This is a genomic window from Streptomyces corallincola (assembly GCF_019104725.1).
Classification (GTDB): Bacteria; Actinomycetota; Actinomycetes; order Streptomycetales; family Streptomycetaceae; genus Streptomyces; species Streptomyces corallincola.
This window is the reverse complement of sequence record NZ_JAHRXF010000003.1, coordinates 109,869-130,403: the sequence shown is the minus strand read 5'-3', so window position 1 is coordinate 130,403 and position 20,535 is coordinate 109,869. Positions and strand designations below refer to the sequence as shown.

Genomic DNA, 20,535 nt, shown 5'->3' with positions numbered 1-20,535 from the left:
TACCCCCGACCGGATTCGAACCGGCGCTACTGCCGTGAGAGGGCAGCGTGCTAGGCCGCTACACAACGGGGGCTGGAGTCTGCGTTTCCACAGATCCGAGCTGGTCTACCTGGACTCGAACCAAGACTAACTGAACCAGAATCAGCCGTGCTGCCAATTACACCATAGACCAATGATGGTTTAGACCAGTCGTACCCCCGACCGGATTCGAACCGGCGCTACCGCCTTGAGAGGGCGGCGTGCTAGGCCGCTACACAACGGGGGCCCTAGCGATCCCAACATCATCGGGACCAGTACCCCCGACCGGATTCGAACCGGCGCTACTGCCGTGAGAGGGCAGCGTGCTAGGCCGCTACACAACGGGGGCTTTGCAGATGAGCTCTGCGAGCTGGCCTACCTGGACTCGAACCAAGACTAACTGAACCAGAATCAGTCGTGCTGCCAATTACACCATAGGCCACTGGAACTCAAGCCCGTGGGGGCTCTTCGTTCTAGTTCACTCCCCCGGTCACCGGCCTTTCGGCCCGCTCCCCGGCGGCGCAGGAAGAACATTACCCGAAGGTGGACGGGGCTCCAAAACGGGTATCCCGGCGGCCGTCCGGCACCCGCCCGAGGGGCGGCACCGGGGGTTCCGGTGCCGCCCGCGCGGCCGTGGGTACGGCTCCCGGCAGGGCCGGTCAGGCGGCGAGGCGGGCCAGGGCCGCGTCGATCCGGGCCAGCGTCGTGTCCTTGCCGAGGACTTCGAGGGACTCGAAGAGGGGCAGGCCGACGGTGCGGCCGGTGACGGCGACGCGGACCGGGGCCTGGGCCTTGCCGAGCTTCAGGCCGTGCTCCTCACCGGCCGCCAGGACGGCTTCCTTCAGCGACTCCGCCGAGCTCCAGTCGGCCGCCGCCAGCTTCGCGCGGGCGGTGCCGAGCAGCGCGTCCGAGCCCTCCTTCATGGCCTTGGCCCAGCTCGCCTCGTCGGAGACGGGCTCGGCGAGGAAGAGGAAGTCCACGTTGTCGGTGATCTCGGAGAGCACCTTCAGCCGGGTCTGCGCGTGCGGGGCGATCGCCTCCCACTTGGCCGGGTCGAAGTCCTCCGGCGCCCAGGGGGCGAAGGGGGCGGCGAGCCAGGGGCGGCAGCGCTCGGTGAAGTCCTTCACGTCGAGCATCCGGATGTGGTCGGCGTTGATCGCCTCGCACTTCTTCAGGTCGAAGCGCGCCGGGTTGGGGTTCACGTCCGCGATGTCGAACGCCTCGACCAGCTCGGCGGTGCCGAAGACGTCCTGGTCGGCGGAGAACGACCAGCCCAGCAGGGAGAGGTAGTTGAGCAGGCCCTCGGGGAGGAAGCCGCGCTCCCGGTAGAGGTTCAGGGACGCCTGGGGGTCGCGCTTGGAGAGCTTCTTGTTGCCCTCGCCCATCACGTACGGCAGGTGTCCGAACTCCGGGACGGACTGGGCGAGGCCCAGCTCGATCAGCGCCCGGTACAGCGCGATCTGGCGCGGGGTGGAGGAGAGCAGGTCCTCGCCGCGCAGGACGTGGGTGATCTCCATCGCCGCGTCGTCCACCGGGTTGACCAGGGTGTACAGCGGGGCGCCGTTGGCGCGGACGATGCCGTAGTCCGGGACGTTCTCCGGGGTGAAGGTCATCTCGCCGCGCACCAGGTCGGTGAAGGTGATCGGCTCGTCCGGCATCCGGAAGCGGACGATCGGCTCGCGGCCCTGCGCGGTGTACTCCGCGACCCGCTCGGCGCTCAGGGCGCGGCAGTGGCCGTCGTAGCCGGACGGCCTGCCCGCGGCCCGGGCTGCCTCGCGGCGGCTGTCCAGCTCCTCCTGGGAGCAGTAGCAGTGGTAGGCGTGACCGGCGTCCAGCAGCTTGGCGGCGACGTCCTTGTAGAGGTCCATCCGCTGGGACTGGCGGTACGGGGCGTGCGGGCCGCCGATCTCGGGGCCCTCGTCCCAGTCGAAGCCGAGCCAGCGCATCGAGTCGAGCAGCTGGGCGTAGGACTCCTCGGAGTCGCGGGCCGCGTCGGTGTCCTCGATGCGGAAGACCAGGGTGCCCCCGTGGTGCCGGGCGAACGCCCAGTTGAACAGGGCGGTGCGCACCAGGCCCACATGGGGGTTGCCGGTGGGAGAGGGGCAGAAACGGACGCGTACGGGTGCGCTAGCCACGCTTGACAACCTTGTTGGTGAGAGTGCCGATGCCTTCGATGGTGACGGCGACCTCGTCGCCGACGTCCAGGGGTCCGACGCCCGCGGGGGTGCCGGTGAGGATGACGTCGCCGGGGAGCAGGGTCATCGCCTCGGAGATGTTGACGATCAGGTCCTCGACGGGGTGGATCATTTCGCTGGTGCGGCCGAGCTGGCGCTGCTCGCCGTTGACGGTGAGCTGGACGGTGAGGTCGTTCGCCCGCTCCAGGTCGAGATCCGTCTCCACCCAGGGGCCGAGCGGGCAGGAGGTGTCGAAGCCCTTGGCGCGGGCCCACTGCTTCTCCCGCTTCTGCACGTCGCGGGCGGTGATGTCGTTGGCGCAGGTGTAGCCGAGGATCACGTCCTTGACCCGGTCGCGCGGGACCTCGCGGCACATCCGGCCGATGACGACGGCCAGCTCGGCCTCGTGGTGCAGCTCGGTGGAGAAGGCGGGGTACTGGATCTCGTCGCCGGAGCCGATGACCGAGGTGGAGGGCTTGAAGAAGGCGAACGGCGCCTCGGGGACCTCGTTGCCCAGTTCGCGGGCGTGGTCGGCGTAGTTGCGGCCGAACGCCACGACCTTGTTGGGCAGCACCGGCGGGAGCAGTCTGACCTTGCTCAGCGGGACCTTCGTACCGGACAGTTCGAAGTCCGCGAACGGGATGCCCTTGATGATGTCGAGGACGAGTTCGTCCTCCTTGTCGCCCTCGACCGCGCCGAAGGCGACGTTCCCGTCGATGGAGAACCTGGCGATGCGCACGGGATGCTCGCGCCCCTCATGAGAACCGGCGTACTGACGTCCCAGGTTAACCGGGCGGGGGCACGCGAAGCGGCCCGGAGTCCACGGGTCGTGGGCTCCGGGCCGCTCCGGGGTCGGGCCGTGTCACTCGGCGACGGCCGCCAGGCTCACCGGGAGCTCCATCAGGACCGTGCGCCGGGGATTGGCGGTGTGGGCGGGGAGTTCGACGGAGTGCTCCGGCTGCTCGGCGCGCTCCAGTCCACCGGCGTCCGGGAGGTGCGCCAGCGTCGTGCGCCGCGGGTTGGCAATGTTGCGGAACATCATCGTCGTCTTCACCGTTGTCGTCCTGTGGCCTCGTGTGTGGGGGTGGTGGGGGCGTCCCGGTGGACAGGACCGCCCGTCCTGTAAAGCGTCAGGCTAAACATGCCATTCCCCGCCACCGATGCGAACTTCCCGTGAGGGGCGTGTGAGTTTGCTCACGAATCGGGCGCCAAACCGGTCAATTCCGGCCGCCAACCGCCATACATAAAACGGACATTGACCGCCTGAAGCAGGCATTCCGCTCCCGATCATGGCGACTGGGACACCGGCCGCCGGGCGGCGACTCGCAGACGTACGTCCGAATTGTTGCGGATCACGCTCCACGGCTGGTGACCCGTCACTCACGGGCCGTCACGTAGGTCACAGGTGAACCCTCGGCCCTTGTTGGGAGATCCCGCACTGTGCTGGAATTCCACGGACCGCCGCAGGAACCAGCCGGCGCGCAGGGGGCGCAACGCAGCGCCGGGTGGCGGCGGACAAGGGGGGTTCCAGCGCCGGTCACTCACGACCACGGGAGTGCGCATTCAGGGCGCCCTTCAGAACGCCGACACCGTGTCCCGACCGTTCACGCGGGAGGGGCGCCTGGTCCAGAGGTTGCGACGCTAGTGCAGGGACGTTTCAAGAGGGAAGGCAGCGCCTCGGCGGAGCCGGAGGCGCACGGGACCGACCGCGGGTCCTCCCCCCAGCACGCCCAGAACACCGGCCCGGCACCGTCCGGGGACGGCGGCGAGCGCTCCGGGCGCCCCGGCGGCCCCGCTTCGGGCTCCGACCGGGCCGGGTCCGGCCCGGAGAAGGGCGACGCGAAGAACACCGGCCCGGACCCCAAGTCCGCGAAGAACGCGGGCGGTTCCGGCTCCCGCGTGGCCCTGCGCAACTGGCGCATCTCCACCCGCCTGGTCTCACTGCTCGCCCTCCCCGTGGTCGCCGCGACCTCGCTGGGCGCGCTGCGCATCAACCAGTCGATGGACGACATCCAGCAGCTCGACAACATGAAGCTGCTGACGGACATGACCAAGCAGGCCACCGAACTGGCCGCCGCGCTCCAGGAGGAGCGCGACCAGTCCGCCGGTCCGCTGTCGCACGGTCTGAAGGCCACCGACTTCACCGTCCGGGGCTACCAGGAGCGCACCGACCGCGCCCGCGAGGACTTCCTCAACGCCTCCGAGCAGATCGACTCCGCGAGCAAGAACGGCAACCTCCAGGGCGTCCGCGACACCCTGGTGAGCCTCGCCAACCAGCTCGACACCCTGACCCGCATCCGCAAGACCGCGTACCAGTCCAAGGACAACTCGACCCAGACCGTCGAGGCGTACCACCGGCTGATCACCCAGCTCATCGACCTCTCGTCGTCGATGGCCGAGGCCTCCAGCAACCCCGAGATGATCCAGCGCACCCGCGCCCTGGCGGCGTTCTCCACCGCCAAGGAATACGCGTCGGTGCAGCGCGCCGTCATCGCCGCCGGTCTGCCCGCCTCCAACACCACCAAGGGCAAGCTCTCCGAGAACGACCGCCTCTACGGCGAGTCGGCCTACGAGAGCGAGGGCTCCGAGCTGTCGATCTTCCGCAAGATCTACAGCAGCGAGAACCCCGAGGAACTCCTCAAGCCGATCGAGGACGGCGGCAACCCGAACATCCAGGCGGCCGACGTCTACGCCAAGCGGACCCTGGAGTCCCGCGACGGCCTCCAGGCCCAAGCCCCGCGGTCGTACCGCGACTGGGTGGACGACAGCACCACCAAGATCCAGCAGATGAAGCTCATCGAGCACACCCTGCTGGAGGACATGGAGCAGAAGGCCCGCGAGCTGCGCGCCGACTCCGAGCGCGACGCGATCATCTCCGGTGCGCTGATCCTGCTGGTGCTCGGCATCTCGCTGGTCGGCGCCTTCGTCGTGGCCCGGTCCATGATCCGCTCCCTGCGCCGCCTCCAGGACACCGCCACCAAGGTCGCCCAGGACCGGCTGCCCGAGCTGGTCAAGCAGCTCTCCGAGTCCGACCCGCAGGACGTGGACACCTCCGTGGAGTCGGTCGGTGTGCACTCCCGTGACGAGATCGGCCAGGTGGCCGCGGCCTTCGACGACGTGCACCGCGAGGCCGTCCGCCTCGCCGCCGAGCAGGCCCTGCTCCGGGGCAACGTCAACGCGATGTTCACCAACCTCTCGCGCCGTTCCCAGGGCCTCATCCAGCGTCAGCTGTCGCTCATCTCCGAACTGGAGTCCCGCGAGGCCGACCCGGACCAGCTCTCCTCGCTGTTCAAGCTCGACCACCTCGCCACCCGTATGCGCCGGAACGGCGAGAACCTCCTCGTCCTCGCCGGTGAGGAACCCGGCCGCCGCTGGACCCGCCCGGTCCCGCTGGTGGACGTGCTCCGCGCCGCCGCGTCCGAGGTGGAGCAGTACGAGCGCATCGAGCTGGCCTCCGTACCGACCACCGAAGTGGCCGGACGGGTGGTCAACGACCTCGTGCACCTCCTCGCCGAGCTGCTGGAGAACGCCACCTCGTTCTCCTCCCCGCAGACCAAGGTCAAGGTCACCGGTCACGCCCTGCCCGACGGCCGGGTGCTGATCGAGATCCACGACACCGGCATCGGCCTCTCCCCCGAGGACCTCGCCGCGATCAACGAGCGCCTGGCCGCACCGCCCACCGTGGACGTCTCGGTCTCGCGCCGCATGGGTCTGTTCGTGGTCGGCCGACTCTCCCAGCGGCACGGCATCCGCATCCAGCTGCGGCCCTCCGACTCCGGCGGCACCACCGCGCTGGTCATGCTGCCCGTCGATGTCGCCCAGGGCGGGCGCAAGCCCGCGCCCGGCAAGTCCGGCGCCCCCGCGCCCACCGGCGGCCCGGCCGCCGCGCAGGCCGCGGCCGGTGCCGCGGCGGCCCGCCGGGGCGGCGGCAACGGCGGTGCGCTCGGCGGCCCTCCGGCCGGAGGCGGGCGGCTCGCCGCCGGTCCCGGTCCGCGCGGCCAGGTCGGCGCGGGCCAGGGTCCCCGGGCGGCGCTGCCCGGCGCGGGCCAGGGCGGACCGCGCGGTCCGCAGGGTCCGGGCCAGGGGCAGGGCGGTCCGCAGCAGGGCCGGCCGACGCCCGCGGGCGCGGGCGGCTTCAGCGGCCAGGTGCCCACCGGGCCGCAGGGCCAGCAGCCCGCGGGTACCGGCGGTGCCCCGCAGCAGGACCTGTTCGGCGGTCGCGGCCCGGCGCCGCAGCGCGGTGGCGCGGGCGACGGCGGTCAGAACCGTCAGCCCCAGCTCCCTCCGCGCGGCGGCCCGCGTGCCGAACTGCCGGGCGGCAGCCCGCAGCAGCGCACCCCCGACTGGGACACCTCCCGGCCGCCGGTCCCGCGTGCCTCGCTGGACGCGCCGCGCGGCCACGACGAGCAGGACCCGGCGCAGACCTCGCAGCTGCCCCGGATCGACGACCGGCAGGGACCGGGCGCCACGGCGGAGATGCCCCGCATCGACCCGTACGGCGGCCCCGCCGCCACCGGCGAGTTCCCGCGCCCGGACTTCGGCGGCAACGGGGTGAACGGCTCCACCGGCCAGTACCCGCGTCCGGAGCTGGGCGGCACGGGGAACCCGCAGCACACCGGGCAGTTCGCCCGCCCCAACGCCCAGGACCCGCAGCAGACCGGGCAGTACCAGCGCCCGGCCGCCCCGCAGCAGCAGCAGCAGGGGGGCTACGCCCAGCAGGGCGGGTACGCCCCGCAGCAGCAGAACGGCAACGCGCCGTACGGGCAGCAGCAGGGTGACGGCGGCTGGCCGGGCCAGCAGCAGAACACCGGCGGGTACGGCCAGCAGCAGGGCGGGGACGGGCAGTTCGTCCGCTCCGACGTCTTCGGCACCGGCGCCCCGCAGAACCCGCAGGGCGACACCGGCTCCTACCGGGCGCCGCAGAACCCGCAGGCACCGAACCCGCAGGCGCCCCAGGCCCCGCAGGCGTACGACGGCGGCTACGACACCGGGCGGCACGAGCTGCCCGGCCGTGCCCCGGGCGGTCCCGGCGGCACCGGCCAGTTCGAGCGCCCGCAGCAGCCCGGCGGCTCCGGCGGCCAGAACGGCTACGGGCAGCAGCGCCCGCAGGCACCCCAGCGTCCGGCGCGTCCCGAGCCGGAGGCCCTGCCCCCGGCCGGCGCCGGTGACGGCCGCACCCCGCTGTTCGACCGGCTGGAGACCAACTGGTTCCAGCAGCAGGAACAGCAGCAGCGGCCGGAGAACGCCCCGGTCATACCGAGGCAGCAGTCCGGTTCACCGGCCCCGCAGCAGCGTGCGGCGGCCTCGGAGCCCACCAGCTCCACCACTGGTTCCTGGCGCACCTCGCCGAACGACGAACTCGTCCGGCAGGCGGAGCGCGTACGGCAGCCCGCGGCGGGCGGGATCACCACCTCCGGCCTGCCGCGCAGGGTGCCCCGGGCGAACCTCGTACCGGGCACGGCTCAGCAGCAACAGCACCAAAGCGGTCCGCAGATCTCGCGTGCGCCCGACGACGTACGCGGTCGGCTGACCAATCTCCGTCGGGGTATCGCGCAGGGTCGTCAGGCCGGCAACGGTCCGACCGGCAGCGTCCCGAGCCCCACTCACCAGCAGGAGCGTTAGTTGAGTCCGATGAGCCAGGCGGCACAGAACCTGAACTGGTTGATCACCAACTTCGTGGACAACACACCCGGTGTGTCGCACACGGTGGTGGTCTCCGCCGACGGGCTTCTGCTGGCCATGTCCGAAGGCTTCCCGCGCGACCGGGCCGACCAGCTCGCGGCCGTCGCGTCCGGCCTGACGTCCCTCACCGCCGGGGCTTCCCGGATCTTCGAGGGCGGCAGCGTGGCGCAGACGGTCGTGGAGATGGAGCGCGGCTTCCTCTTCCTGATGTCCGTCTCCGACGGCTCGTCCCTCGCGGTCCTGGCCCACCCGGAGTGCGACATCGGCCTCGTCGGCTACGAGATGGCGCTTCTCGTGGACCGCGCGGGTGCGGTCCTCACCCCGGACCTGCGCGCCGAGCTCCAAGGCAGTCTGCTTCACTGAACGGCCCCGGCACCACCCACCTCACCAAAACACCGTCCGGCCGCCACAATCCCCCCACCGGCCCGTCAGACGGCACGCCCGATCGACTTGCTGTCCCGCCCGGAGGATTCATGACCCCGCCCCCCGCCACTCATGATCCGTACGCGGAGCCGTACGGGGACGAGGGCGACCAGCCACTGGTACGTCCGTACGCGATGACCGGTGGCCGGACCCGGCCGCGCTACCAGCTCGCCATCGAGGCGCTGATCAGCACCACGGCCGACCCGGCAGCGCTCATGGGGCTGCTCCCGGAGCACCAGCGCATCTGCCACCTGTGCCGCGAGGTCAAGTCGGTGGCCGAGGTGTCGGCGCTGCTCGCCATGCCGCTCGGTGTGGCCCGCATTCTGGTGGCCGACCTCGCCGAGGCCGGCCTGGTCGCCATCCACCAGCCTGGTGGCGACGAGAACAACGGCGGCGCTCCGGACGTGACGCTGCTCGAAAGGGTGCTCAGTGGACTTCGCAAGCTCTGACACGGGCCGGGCCACCACCTCGGCGAAGATCGTGGTGGCGGGTGGCTTCGGCGTGGGCAAGACCACGTTCGTCGGCGCCGTCTCGGAGATCAACCCGCTGCGCACCGAGGCCGTCATGACGTCCGCCTCGGCGGGCATCGACGACCTGACCCACACCGGGGACAAGACCACGACGACCGTGGCGATGGACTTCGGCCGCATCACGCTGGACCAGGACCTGATCCTGTACCTGTTCGGTACGCCGGGCCAGGACCGCTTCTGGTTCATGTGGGACGACCTGGTCCGCGGTGCCATCGGCGCGGTCGTCCTGGTGGACACCCGTCGTCTCGCCGACTGCTTCCCGGCCGTCGATTACTTCGAGAACAGCGGCCTGCCGTTCGTCATCGCCCTCAACGGCTTCGACGGCAACCAGCCGTACACCCCGGACGAGGTGCGCGAGGCGTTGCAGATCGGGCCGGACGCGCCGATCATCACCACGGACGCCCGGCACCGCGCGGACGCCAAGTCCGCGCTGATCACGCTGGTGGAGCACGCGCTGATGGCCCGGCTCCGCTAGTACCGCGCCAGTACCGCGGCACTTCCGGGGACGGCACTCAAGTACGACGCGCCGTAAGGCAGTTGCCGTAGGGCGTGCGGAGCCGGCTGTGGCCTTGGCCACGGTCGGCTCCGGCGTTGGTAACAGTTCGGCAGAGGAATGGCCCGGCATCGCCACGCGACGCGGTCGCCCGATGCCGCTGTGCGTACAAGGAGTCCGCCTTTTGGCGTGGCTCGCTCTTTATGACCGTTTTATCTGTCGTTGACGAACGGTCGAATCCCGGCTTGCCACTGTTTGGAAGTGCGCTGGTCCCCGTGCTGGAATGCCTGAACTGCCCATCGGCCGACGACGTACCTTCTGTCGGCCGTCGATGACGAACCGGGCCTGAGAGACTGCGGCACGACACAGGTGCCGACCGCCGAGAGGTTGTTGGTCGAGTGAGGCGAAGCAAGAACGGTCCCGAGCCGTCGGCACGGGGCAACTTCACCCCGCCGCCGCGCGCTGCGGCGGCCCCCGCACAAGTGCCCGGCGCGGACCCGGCGGGACCGCCCGCACCGAGCGGCGGTCGTCTCTCCCCGCGCAACTGGCGGGTGCCGACCCGGCTGAACGCGATCCTGCTCATACCGGTGCTGGTCGGCCTGGTCATGGGCGGCTTCCAGGTGAAGAACTCGATCGACACCTGGCAGCAGGCCCGCGACGCCGAGAGCACCGCCCGGCTGGTGCGCGCCGCGCTCACCTACGCCGACGCCCTGGAGACCGAGCGCGACGTGACCGCCGCGCCGATCCTCCTCGGCAAGGACAAGAACGTCGTCACCCAGGCACGGGCGACCACCGACCAGGCCGCGGATTCGTTCGACCAGGCCGCGAAGAACATGCCCGACACCGCCGGGCTGAAACGCCGTCTCCAGCTGTTCCGCGCCGTCGAGCCCCAGCTCGCGCAGCTCCGCCAGGCCGCGTACACCCCGAAGCTCACGGGTGTGCAGACCGAAGAGGGCTACGTCGAGATCTCGCACCCCCTGATGGAGTTCGCCAACGAACTCGGTCTGGGCACCGGCAACATCACCTCCTACGGCCGTACGGTCTACGCGATCTCGCTGACCAAGGCCGCGCTGTCGCTGGAGCGCTCCATCGGCATGCACCTGCTGATCAAGCCCGGCCCGGACGCCCCGAACCTGGCGACCCAGCGCGTCTCGCTGTCCTCGTACGCCTACCTGGAGCGCATCGCGCTGGAGGAGTACATCGGCGGCGGCACCGAGGCCGACTCGCGGAAGCTGGCCGACTCGCAGCGGAGGATCAAGGCCGAGGGCGCCGCGCTGGCCAAGCAGGCCAAGGAGCAGGACCCGAACTACGTCCCGCCGCCCGCGAACCCGACCACGATGATCTCCCAGCTGGCCCAGCTGTCCGACACCGGCCTCGCCGCCCGGCAGCAGCTCGCCGCGCGGGGCACCAGCGCGGACAACTGGTGGGCGGTCAACACGCTCAAGTACAAGGCGTACCGGCAGCTGGAGTCGAACCTCGCCGACAAGGCGGTGAACGAGGCGTCCGGTATCGCCGGTGACGCCCGGACCTCCGCGCTGATCACCGGTGTCGCGGTCGTCGTCGCGCTGCTGCTGGCGTTCATCCTGGCCGGTGCCGTGGCCCGGCAGATGAGCCGCTCGATGCGCAGGCTGCGCAACGCGGCCTTCGGTATCGCCGAGCAGCGGCTGCCGATGCTGGTCGATCAGCTCTCGCGCACCGATCCCGGCCGGGTGGACACCCGGGTCGCGCCGATCCCGATCACCACCAAGGACGAGATCGGCGAGGTCGCCCGCGCCTTCGACCAGGTGCACCGCGAGGCCGTGCGGCTCGCCTCCGAGCAGGCGCTGCTGCGGGGCAACATCAACGCGATCTTCACCAACCTCTCGCGCCGCAACCAGTCGCTGATCGAGGGCCAGCTGACCCTGATCACCGAACTGGAGAACAACGAGGCCGAGCCGGACCAGCTGGAGAACCTGTTCCGCCTGGACCACCTCGCCACCCGTATGCGCCGCAACGGCGAGAACCTGCTGGTCCTCGCCGGTGAGGAGCCCGGCCGCCGCTGGGACCAGCCGGTTCCGCTGGTGGACGTGCTGCGCGCCGCCTCCTCCGAGGTGGAGCAGTACGAGCGCATCGAGCTGTCGGGCGTGCCGGAGGCCGAGATCCACGGCCGTGCCGTGACCGACCTCGTGCACCTGCTGGCCGAGCTGCTGGAGAACGCCACCACGTTCTCGTCGCCGCAGACCAAGGTCAAGGTCACCGCGACCCGGCTGCCGGACGGCCGGGTGATGGTCGAGATCCACGACAAGGGCATCGGTCTGACCGCCGAGGACTTCGCGGACATCAACCACAAGCTGGCCAACCCGCCGACCGTGGACGCCGCGATCTCCCAGCGCATGGGCCTGTTCGTGGTCGGACGGCTGTCCGACCGGCACGGCATCCGGGTGCAGCTGCGCCCCTCGGGCGAGCAGGCGGGCACCACCTCGCTGGTCATGCTCCCCGACGCGATCACGCACGGCGGTGGCGGCGCGACGCCGCTGGACCGCGAGGAGTTCACCGTCTCGCAGATCATCCCGGAGCAGCAGTTCCAGGGTGAGAGCTTCACGCCGCACCAGCCGCCGCCGCTGCGCACCGCGGCCGAGCTGGGCTTCGACGACTCGCAGTACGAGGTGCCGGACGACGCGCGCGACCTGGACCCGGTCGGCCGCTCCCTGATGCGCGAGGAGCGCCGGGCGGCCCTGGAGACCGGTGACCGGCCCCGCCCGCAGGACGCGGCGGAGCGGCCCGCGTTCCAGGACGGCTTCGAGACGGCCGCCCCCGGCTTCGACGCGGGCACCGGATACACCGAGCAGCAGCAGTTCCAGGAGCAGCCCCGAAGCGGCTACGCGGAACCCCGGCAGCAGCCGTCGTACGACGAGCAGCACACCGGTTTCGGGACCGCCGGGTACGACGCGGGGTTCTACCCGCGCGAGGGCGACGGCTCCCAGCACACGGGTGCGGCGGCGCACGACGGCTTCGCCGCCAACGGCACCGCCTCCGACGCCTTCGGCTCGTACGAGAGCCGCGGCGGCTACCAGGACGACTGGCCGCAGAACGGCTACCAGGACAACGGCTACCAGGCGCCGTACACGGCCCAGCCGGAGCCCCAGGTGCCGCAGCAGCCCCAGCAGGCGCAGCGGCAGCAGCCCGCGGCCACCGATGAGGCGAACGGCGTAGGCTTCGAGCGTCCGGGGGGTCCGTCCCGCACCGGGCACGGGCTGACCGGCGCCGGACTTCCGCGCCGCGGCGGTGCGCCGGGCGGTACGGAGGCTCCGGCCACCGAGGCGCCCGCGCAGCCGGAGCCGACGGCCCCGGAGCCGGGGAACCCCCCGGCGGCGAACGGCGAGAACGGCTGGCGTTCGGCGAACGACGAGCGCTGGCAGCAGGCGTCGGCGCTGCGCAAGCCCAAGGCGGGCGGGGTCACCTCCTCCGGCCTGCCGAGGCGGGTGCCCAAGGCCAACCTGGTCGAGGGGACCGCCGAGAGCACCCCGCAGGGAGGCCCGCAGATCTCCCGTGCCCCGGAGGACGTGCGGGGCAGGCTGAGCAACCTGCGCAAGGGCGTCCAGCGCGGACGCAGCGCGGGCAGTGAAACGAACGGCCAGGCCACCGGCAATCACCCCGGTGGGTCTGACAGCACCTACAACCAGGAGCGTTAGTGTGAGCCCGATGAGCCAGGCGGCACAGAACCTGAACTGGTTGATCACCAACTTCGTGGACAACACACCGGGTGTGTCGCACACGGTGGTGGTCTCCGCCGACGGACTCCTTCTGGCGATGTCCGAGGGGTTCCCGCGCGACCGCGCCGACCAGCTCGCCGCTGTCGCGTCCGGTCTGACGTCCCTGACCGCGGGTGCCTCGCGCATCTTCGAGGGCGGCAGCGTGAACCAGACCGTTGTGGAGATGGAGCGGGGATTCCTCTTCCTGATGTCCATCTCCGACGGCTCGTCCCTCGCGGTCCTGGCCCACCCGGAGGCGGACATCGGCCTCATCGGGTACGAGATGGCACTTCTGGTGGACCGCGCCGGTACGGTCCTGACCCCGGATCTCCGTGCGGAGCTCCAGGGCAGCCTTCTCAACTGACAGACGAACGGTGCGAATTGGCGTCCCGTGGCCGTAAGGTTTCGGGACGCGGCTCCACACGAACGGGTGCCCGGCGCAGTCGGAGGAGGAGAGAGAGTGGCAACACCCCCAGGCGGTCCGTCGTCGGGTGACTGGTCGTACGGACCCGCGCAGGGCTCGCACGACGGTTCGGCGAACCGGTACAACTTCCCCTCCGCACCGAGCCACCGGCAGCCGTACGCGCCGCAGGGCCCCGGCCCGTCGCCGTACGACCAGCCGCCTGCCCCGCGCATCCAGCCGGTGCAGCCGCAGCGCCGACCCGAACCGGCGCCGGCCGCGTCGGCGAACAACCCCCTGGTGCGTCCGTACGCCATGACCGGCGGCCGGACGCGCCCCCGCTACCAGCTCGCCATCGAGGCGCTGGTGCACACCACCGCCGCTCCGCACCAGATGCAGGGCCAGTTGCCCGAGCATCAGCGGATCTGCAATCTGTGCCGGGAGATCAAGTCGGTGGCCGAGATCTCGGCCCTGCTCACGATCCCCCTCGGCGTGGCCAGGATTCTCGTCGCCGACTTGGCGGAGGCGGGCCTGGTCGCCATCCATCAGCCCGGCGGCGACGAGAACGCCGGTGGCCAGCCAGACGTGACACTGCTCGAAAGGGTGCTCAGTGGACTTCGCAAGCTCTAGCGGAGGGCCGGTTTCTCAGAGTCGCTCCACCACCTCGGCGAAGATCGTGGTGGCGGGTGGCTTCGGCGTGGGCAAGACCACGTTCGTCGGCGCCGTCTCGGAGATCAACCCGCTGCGCACCGAGGCCGTCATGACGTCCGCGTCCGCGGGCATCGACGACCTCACCCACACCGGTGACAAGACCACCACCACGGTGGCGATGGACTTCGGCCGCATCACGCTGGACCAGGACCTGATCCTGTACCTGTTCGGTACGCCGGGCCAGGACCGCTTCTGGTTCATGTGGGACGACCTCGTGCGCGGTGCGATCGGCGCGATCGTCCTGGTGGACACCCGCCGCCTGGCCGACTGCTTCCCGGCCGTGGACTACTTCGAGAACAGCGGCCTGCCGTTCGTCATCGCCCTCAACGGCTTCGACGGCAACCAGCCCTACCAGCCCGACGAGGTGCGCGAGGCGCTCCAGATCGGCCCGGACACCCCGATCATCACCACGGACGCCCGGCACCGCGCGGACGCCAAGTCCGCGCTGATCACGCTGGTCGAGCACGCGCTGATGGCCCGCCTGCGCTAGCGGTGGCCGGTTGTCGAGTCCGTTCCGGCTGAGTCCGCGGTTCGGCTGATTCCGCGTTTCACGTGACGAGGGGCCCTTTCCTCATCGGAGGGGGCCCCTTTGTCGTACCCCCCTGCCACACTGGACGGGCACGGCTTCGAGGGGCGCGGGGGATGCGGGGGATGCGATGAGTGCCGAGGTGGCGGCGCTGCGGCTGGGGACGACGGTGGCGAAGGCCGCCGCGCAGACGTGGCTCGGGGGGAAACGGCGGGAGCAGGAACGCCGGATGGACATGGCGGAGCTGATCGGGGTGCGTATCCCCGGTCTCCGCTTCCAGCGGGGGGTGCGGCGGCAGTTCGAGGAGATCGCGGACGCGGTCCTCGACCGGCTCGCGCCGTTCCTGGAGCGGGAGTTCGCCCGGCTGGAGGAGTCCGGGCGGCTGAGCGTGATCGACGCGGTGTGCGACACGTTCGCGGCGGCGGACCTGTCGGACGCGGCACTCCTCGGGGCGGACGTGCGCCCGGCGGAGCTGGTCCGGCGGATCTCCGCGACCACCCGCCCGCCGGTGGGGCTGGGCGAGGCGGAGAGCCGTCTCCACGAGATGCTGCTCGCGGAGTGCGTGGAGTATTACGTACGGATCGTGCAGGGTCTGCCCGTCTTCGAGGAGCGGGCCCTCACCGAACTCCTCGCCCGGACCACCTCGCTCGGCGCGGAGATCGCCCGCGTCCTCGAACGGCTCCCGGACCGCTCGCTGTTCGCCCCGGAGGGTGCCGACCGGGACGGCGAGTTCCGGCGCCGCTATCTGGAACTGCTCAGCGACAGCCTGGACGAGCTGGAGCTGTTCCGCAGCACCTCCGACCGGGCGACGGCGCAGATACGCCTGTCGGTGGCGTACGTCAGCCTCCGCGCGACCGGCGGGGACGGCCGCCCGCGCCGGGGCACCGCCCGGCGGGCGCCGCTGCCGTCACCGCGCCCGGAGATGAGCGACTGGGAACCGGCCGGGGGCGACGGCGCCGGGATGCGGGTGGAGACCGCGCTCGGCGGTGCCTCGCGGGTGCTGCTGCGCGGCGAGGCCGGGTCCGGCAAGACGACCCTGCTGCGCTGGCTCGCGGTGACGGCCGCGCGTGGCGCGTTCAGCGGTGACCTGGCCGGGTGGAACGGCCTGACCCCGCTCTTGGTGAAGCTCCGGGAGTACAGCGGGGCCCGGATGCCAAAGCCGGAGGCGATGCTCGACTCGGTGGCCGGGCAGATCACCGGGGTCATGCCGAAGGCGTGGGTGGAGCGTCAACTCGCCGAGGGCAACGCGCTGTTGCTGATCGACGGCGTGGACGAACTCCTCGATTCCGAGCGGCGGGGCGTCCGCGAGTGGCTGCGCGGGCTGCTGGCCGCGTATCCGGACGTGCGCATGGTGGTGACCTCGCGTCCGGCGGCGGCCGGTCCCGACTGGCTGCGCCGCGAGGAGTTCACCGCGCTGCACCTGGACCGGATGACCCCGCCCGACCTGGCGGCCTTCGTCCGCCAGTGGCATCGGGCGGTGCGCGAACTGGGCGAGGAACTGCCCTGCCCGGTGGAGGAACTCCCGCGCTACGAACAGTCGTTGCTGACCAGCCTCAAGGACCGGCCGCATCTCCAGTCCCTGGCGGGCACCCCGCTGCTGGCGGCGATGCTCTGCGCGATGCACCTCAACCGGGGCAGCCAACTCCCGCGCGACCGCATGGAGTTGTACCGCAACGCCCTGCACACCCTGGTCCACGAACGGGACGCCGACCGCAATGTCCCCAGCGCGGTGCGCAGCGGCCTCAGCCTCGGCGACAAGCTGGTGCTGCTGCGGGACCTGGCCTGGCGGCTCTCCGACAACAACCGCAGTGAGATCCCGCTGGAGCAGGCGGCGGGCTTCGTCGGACGCAAGCTGGCGGGGATGCGGCACCTGGAGGAGGGCGACGGGGCCGCGGTGCTGGAGCAGCTCCGGGCGCGCTCCGGGGTGTTGCGCTCCCCCACTCTGGGGCGGCTGGACTTCGTCCACCGGAGCATTCAGGAGTACCTGGCGGCCGAGGAGGCGGCTGCTGAGGACCGGATCGGGAATCTGGTCGAGCGGGCGCATCTGGACCTGTGGCGCGAGACGATCATCATGACCGCCGGTCACGTCAACCGGCCTCAGCGGGAGGAGCTGCTGGGCGGCATTCTGGACCGGGCGTCGAGCGAGCCCCGCCATGCGCGCAAGCTGCGGCTGCTGGCGGCTTCCTGCCAGGAGACGGTGCCGGAGTTGTCGGGGGAGCTCGCGGAACGGGTGGACTCGGCGGTGGACGCGCTACTGCCGCCGCAGCGGGCCACTGATCCGGTGGGGTTGGCGGCAGTGGGAACCAGTCTGCTGCGCAAGATGCCGAGGTCGCTCGGGGAGCTTTCGGAGAAGGCCGCAGTGCGGACCGTGGAAACGGTGGCGATGATCGGGGGGCGTGAGGCGCTGGAGGTGCTGTCGGGGTATGCGGGCGACGAGCGGGAGTCGGTAATAGCTCAGCTCATTTCAAGCTGGCGCTACTTCCCGGCGGACGCGTATGCCGACACGGTCCTCTCAGGAGTCCAGCTCGGGGAGCTCGACATCCTAGTGAGCCACTCCGGTCAGCTATCCGCGCTCCATCGGTTCGCCGCGAAACGCGTCATCATCGCTTACCCCATGATCGACCTCAAGGCGTTGCCGGAGCTGCCCTCCCTGACGGTCCTGTCCCTGGCGTGGTGGAACGGACTCATCGGGCTGGACACGCTGGAACGGCTGCCTCAGCTGGAGGCGCTCGTCCTCAGAGTTACCGAGACCACCGACCTCAAAGAACTGCGTCTCCGCGAGGGAATCAACCAGGTGGTGCTGTGGGCTGACCAGTATGTTCTGCCGCTCGGCCTGAACACTCTGCCTCGGACGGAATGGCTGGATCTGCAAGGCATCGACATCGTGGCCTGGTTGCAGACCCCCGATTTCAGGCCTCCACCGGTGAAGCATCTGCATCTCATGGGCTGTCTACTGCCCGACGATCATCAGATGCTCCAATTCCCCGGCGTCAACGTGCGCATCACGGACTAGCAAGCCGAATCCAGCGAAGCGAACCCTCAGCCGTGCCAGCTGTGCGGGGCCCGGAAGCCCGGCTCGCGCTCCAGTCGGCGCCAGCGCGCCTTCGGGCGGGTGTGGTGGCCGGGGGGGATCTCGGCGGGGCGGTGGGCGGCGCGGGCCAGGAGGATGGCCGTGATGGCGGCGATGTCCTCCGGGGCGGCGTGCCCCTTCTCGACGCGGATGTCGGGAGTGCTCATGGCGCTTCGGTCTCCTGGTGAGGTTACTGCGGGGGGTTGCCGTGCTTGCGGGACGGCAGGTCGGCGTGCTTGGACTGGAGCATGGCGAGGGACTTGACGAGCACCTCGCGGGTCTCGGCGGGGTCGATGACGTCGTCCACGAGGCCGCGTTCGGCCGCGTAGTACGGGTGCATCAGCTCGGCCTTGTACTCCTTGACCATCTTCTGGCGCATCGCCTCGGGGTCCTCGGCGTCCGCGATCTGGCGGCGGAAGATGACGTTGGCCGCGCCCTCGGCGCCCATGACGGCGATCTCGTTGGTGGGCCAGGCGTAGGTGAGGTCGGCGCCGATGGACTGGGAGTCCATGACGATGTAGGCGCCGCCGTAGGCCTTGCGCAGGATCAGGGAGATGCGCGGCACGGTGGCGTTGCAGTAGGCGTAGAGCAGCTTGGCGCCGTGCCGGATGATGCCGCCGTGCTCCTGGTCCACGCCGGGGAGGAAGCCGGGGACGTCGAGCAGGGTGACGATCGGGATGTTGAAGGCGTCGCACATCTGGACGAAGCGAGCCGCCTTCTCGGAGGCCTCGATGTCGAGGACACCGGCCAGCACCTGGGGCTGGTTGGCGACGATGCCGACGACCTGGCCGTCCAGGCGGGCCAGCGCGCAGATGATGTTCCGCGCCCAGCGCTCGTGGACCTCCAGGTACTCCCCGTCGTCCACCAGCTCCTCGATGACCTTGGCCATGTCGTAGGGGCGGTTGCCGTCGGCCGGGACGAGGTCGAGCAGGGACTCGCCGCGCCGGTCCACGGGGTCGGAGGAGTCGGTGCGCGGCGGGTTCTCCCGGTTGTTCTGCGGGAGCAGCGAGAGGAGGTACCGCACCTCCGCGATGCAGGTCTCCTCGTCGTCGTAGGCGAAGTGGCAGACGCCGGAGGTCTCGGCGTGCACGTCGGCGCCGCCCAGGCCGTTCTGGCTGATCTCCTCGCCGGTGACCGCCTTGACGACGTCGGGTCCGGTGATGAACATCTGCGAGGTCTCGCGGACCATGAACACGAAGTCGGTGAGGGCGGGGCTGTAGGCCGCGCCGCCCGCGCACGGGCCGAGCATCACGCTGATCTGCGGGATGACACCGGAGGCGCGGGTGTTGCGCTGGAAGATGCCGCCGTACCCGGCGAGGGCGGAGACACCCTCCTGGATGCGGGCACCGGCGCCGTCGTTGAGGGAGACCAGCGGGGCACCGGCCGCGATGGCCATGTCCATGATCTTGTGGATCTTGGCGGCGTGGGCCTCGCCGAGGGCGCCGCCGAAGATGCGGAAGTCGTGGGCGTAGACGAAGACCGTGCGGCCCTCGACCGTGCCCCAGCCGGTGACGACACCGTCGGTGTACGGCTTCTTCGCCTCCAGGCCGAAGCCCGTGGCGCGGTGCCGCCGGAGCTGCTCGACCTCCTGGAAGGACCCCGCGTCGAGGAGCAGCTCGATGCGTTCCCGTGCGGTCAGCTTGCCCTTGGCGTGCTGCGCCGCGGTCGCCTTCTCACCCGGTCCGGCCACGGCCTTCGCCCGGATGTCGTGCAGCTCGGCCACCCGCCCGCGCGCGTCCGTGGGCTCACCCGTCGTCTCTTCCAAAACGGTCATGTAGCGACCTTACGAAGAGCGAGGGGGATTGCGAGCCGTCGGTTCCGTACAGTCTCCGGCCCGTTTTCCTGGTGCCACTGAACAGAACCCGGCGGCGATGCAGCCGTTCCGACTGCTCAGAGGGCTCCGGCGTTGTAGGGATGCCACAAACCCGTCACGGTGCGGTCACCCCTGATTCAGGGTCGGCACATGCCATCGCCGGAGTGAAACGGACCCCCGGACGATACTCCGTCGGGAGGACGTCCGGGGGTCCGGGGCGCGGACCCGCCGCCGGTCGGGGCCGGGGCGGTCGCGGTGCGCGGGGTCGGTGCCCGGGTCAGCAGCCGCCGCAGTTGTAGTAGAGGACGTCCCAGTGGTTGCCCTCGTCGGCGTAGATGTTGCCCGAGCCGGACTGGTACTGCGGCGCGCCGTCGCCGCGCAGCCCGATGTAGCCGAAGTTGTTCTTGATGTACGACGTCAGGCAGGTGGCCTTGCCGAAGTCGAGCTTGTAGCCGTTCCAGTGCGAGTACGTGCCGGAGGCGTGGCCGGTCTCGGTGCCGCCGGTGATGTTCAGGGCGCAGCCGCTGGACCGCTTCAGGGTCTGGGCGCCCTGGGCCGTGGGCAGGTTGAGCTGGTCGAACGACGTACAGGTGGAGACGTTCCGGTTGGAGCAGCCGCCGGAGGACGACCAGGTGATGCCGACGTTGCTGAACATCCCGATGGCGGTGGCGTGGCTGATCTTGCTGACCGCGAAGGCGTCGGTGGAGGTGCCGACGACCGCGGCGCCGGGGGCGACGACCAGGGCGAGCGCGGTCACGGCGGAGCGGACCGCGGAGACCTTTCCGTTCCTGCGGAACTTCATGAAGTGCCTTCCTGCTGGGGGCCGTTGGGGGGAGTGGGGCGGCAGTGCAGGTGGTGCAGGGAGATGGTGCCCGACATCTACGCGCGTCCGCCAGAGGGCGTACGGAATCACTCCGCGCGATGATGGAGACACACACCGGATGACGTTGAAGCCTCAACGGAA

General features: G+C 70.7%; 15 protein-coding genes and 5 tRNA genes. 9 read left to right on the top strand and 11 right to left on the bottom strand.

All coding sequences use genetic code 11. From position 1 onward, the window contains the following. The 8 genes from KUM39_RS03560 to KUM39_RS03525 form a co-directional block, all read right to left on the bottom strand. A tRNA-Glu gene (locus tag KUM39_RS03560) sits at positions 1-73 on the bottom strand. Positions 74-100: 27 nt separating this feature from the next. Then, positions 101-172, bottom strand: a tRNA-Gln gene (locus KUM39_RS03555). Positions 173-192: 20 nt separating this feature from the next. Continuing rightward, a tRNA-Glu gene (locus KUM39_RS03550) sits at positions 193-265 on the bottom strand. A gap of 29 nt (positions 266-294) precedes the next feature. Beyond that, positions 295-367: transfer RNA gene (locus KUM39_RS03545), tRNA-Glu, on the bottom strand. A 21-nt stretch (positions 368-388) separates the two neighbouring features. Further along, a tRNA-Gln gene (locus tag KUM39_RS03540) sits at positions 389-460 on the bottom strand. A 217-nt stretch (positions 461-677) separates the two neighbouring features. Further along, positions 678-2,162, bottom strand: coding sequence for a glutamate--tRNA ligase (gene gltX / locus KUM39_RS03535; protein WP_217783867.1), 1,485 nt, complete (start codon positions 2,160-2,162; stop codon positions 678-680). Then, on the bottom strand, positions 2,146-2,931 hold the full coding sequence (locus KUM39_RS03530; protein WP_217783866.1) for a fumarylacetoacetate hydrolase family protein: 786 nt from the start codon (positions 2,929-2,931) through the stop codon (positions 2,146-2,148). Before KUM39_RS03530 ends, gltX begins: the two co-directional genes overlap by 17 nt. A gap of 123 nt (positions 2,932-3,054) precedes the next feature. After that, positions 3,055-3,246 (bottom strand): hypothetical protein, encoded by a 192-nt coding sequence (locus KUM39_RS03525; RefSeq protein WP_217783865.1) that lies wholly within the window; start codon positions 3,244-3,246, stop codon positions 3,055-3,057. Positions 3,247-3,836: 590 nt separating this feature from the next. Between KUM39_RS03525 and KUM39_RS03520 the strand changes: the two genes are divergently transcribed. The 9 genes from KUM39_RS03520 (at position 3,837) to KUM39_RS03480 (ending at position 17,701) form a co-directional block, all read left to right on the top strand. After that, on the top strand, positions 3,837-7,814 hold the full coding sequence (locus KUM39_RS03520; protein ID WP_217783864.1) for a sensor histidine kinase: 3,978 nt from the start codon (positions 3,837-3,839) through the stop codon (positions 7,812-7,814). Between the two features lie 9 nt (positions 7,815-7,823). Beyond that, complete coding sequence (locus KUM39_RS03515; protein ID WP_003993189.1) at positions 7,824-8,237, top strand: roadblock/LC7 domain-containing protein; 414 nt, start codon at positions 7,824-7,826, stop codon at positions 8,235-8,237. Between the two features lie 110 nt (positions 8,238-8,347). Further along, positions 8,348-8,746 carry a DUF742 domain-containing protein gene (locus KUM39_RS03510; protein WP_217783863.1) on the top strand — a complete coding sequence of 133 codons (399 nt, stop codon included), beginning with the start codon at positions 8,348-8,350 and terminating at the stop codon, positions 8,744-8,746. Next, positions 8,727-9,302 carry a GTP-binding protein gene (locus tag KUM39_RS03505; protein ID WP_217783862.1) on the top strand — a complete coding sequence of 192 codons (576 nt, stop codon included), beginning with the start codon at positions 8,727-8,729 and terminating at the stop codon, positions 9,300-9,302. The genes KUM39_RS03510 and KUM39_RS03505 overlap by 20 nt, the downstream gene beginning before the upstream one ends. 416 nt (positions 9,303-9,718) lie before the next feature. Continuing rightward, positions 9,719-12,991, top strand: coding sequence for a sensor histidine kinase (locus KUM39_RS03500; RefSeq protein WP_217783861.1), 3,273 nt, complete (start codon positions 9,719-9,721; stop codon positions 12,989-12,991). A gap of 10 nt (positions 12,992-13,001) precedes the next feature. Beyond that, positions 13,002-13,415, top strand: coding sequence for a roadblock/LC7 domain-containing protein (locus tag KUM39_RS03495; RefSeq protein ID WP_030948713.1), 414 nt, complete (start codon positions 13,002-13,004; stop codon positions 13,413-13,415). Positions 13,416-13,511: 96 nt separating this feature from the next. Further along, the gene (locus KUM39_RS03490; RefSeq protein ID WP_217783860.1) at positions 13,512-14,081 is read left to right on the top strand and encodes a DUF742 domain-containing protein; all 570 of its coding nucleotides are present in this window, start codon (positions 13,512-13,514) and stop codon (positions 14,079-14,081) included. Next, a complete protein-coding gene (locus KUM39_RS03485; RefSeq protein ID WP_217783859.1) occupies positions 14,062-14,652 on the top strand; it encodes a GTP-binding protein in 591 nt (196 codons plus the stop codon). Before KUM39_RS03490 ends, KUM39_RS03485 begins: the two co-directional genes overlap by 20 nt. Before the next feature lie 166 nt (positions 14,653-14,818). Then, the gene (locus KUM39_RS03480) at positions 14,819-17,701 is read left to right on the top strand and encodes an NACHT domain-containing protein (protein ID WP_217783858.1); all 2,883 of its coding nucleotides are present in this window, start codon (positions 14,819-14,821) and stop codon (positions 17,699-17,701) included. 26 nt (positions 17,702-17,727) lie between these two features. Here the strand turns inward: KUM39_RS03480 and KUM39_RS03475 are convergent, their stop codons facing one another. The 3 genes from KUM39_RS03475 to KUM39_RS03465 form a co-directional block, all read right to left on the bottom strand. Continuing rightward, a complete protein-coding gene (locus tag KUM39_RS03475; RefSeq protein WP_217783857.1) occupies positions 17,728-17,925 on the bottom strand; it encodes an acyl-CoA carboxylase subunit epsilon in 198 nt (65 codons plus the stop codon). 23 nt (positions 17,926-17,948) lie between these two features. Beyond that, positions 17,949-19,532 carry an acyl-CoA carboxylase subunit beta gene (locus KUM39_RS03470; protein ID WP_217783856.1) on the bottom strand — a complete coding sequence of 528 codons (1,584 nt, stop codon included), beginning with the start codon at positions 19,530-19,532 and terminating at the stop codon, positions 17,949-17,951. A gap of 316 nt (positions 19,533-19,848) precedes the next feature. Next, positions 19,849-20,373 (bottom strand): hypothetical protein, encoded by a 525-nt coding sequence (locus tag KUM39_RS03465; protein ID WP_217783855.1) that lies wholly within the window; start codon positions 20,371-20,373, stop codon positions 19,849-19,851. Positions 20,374-20,535 lie beyond the last annotated feature (162 nt).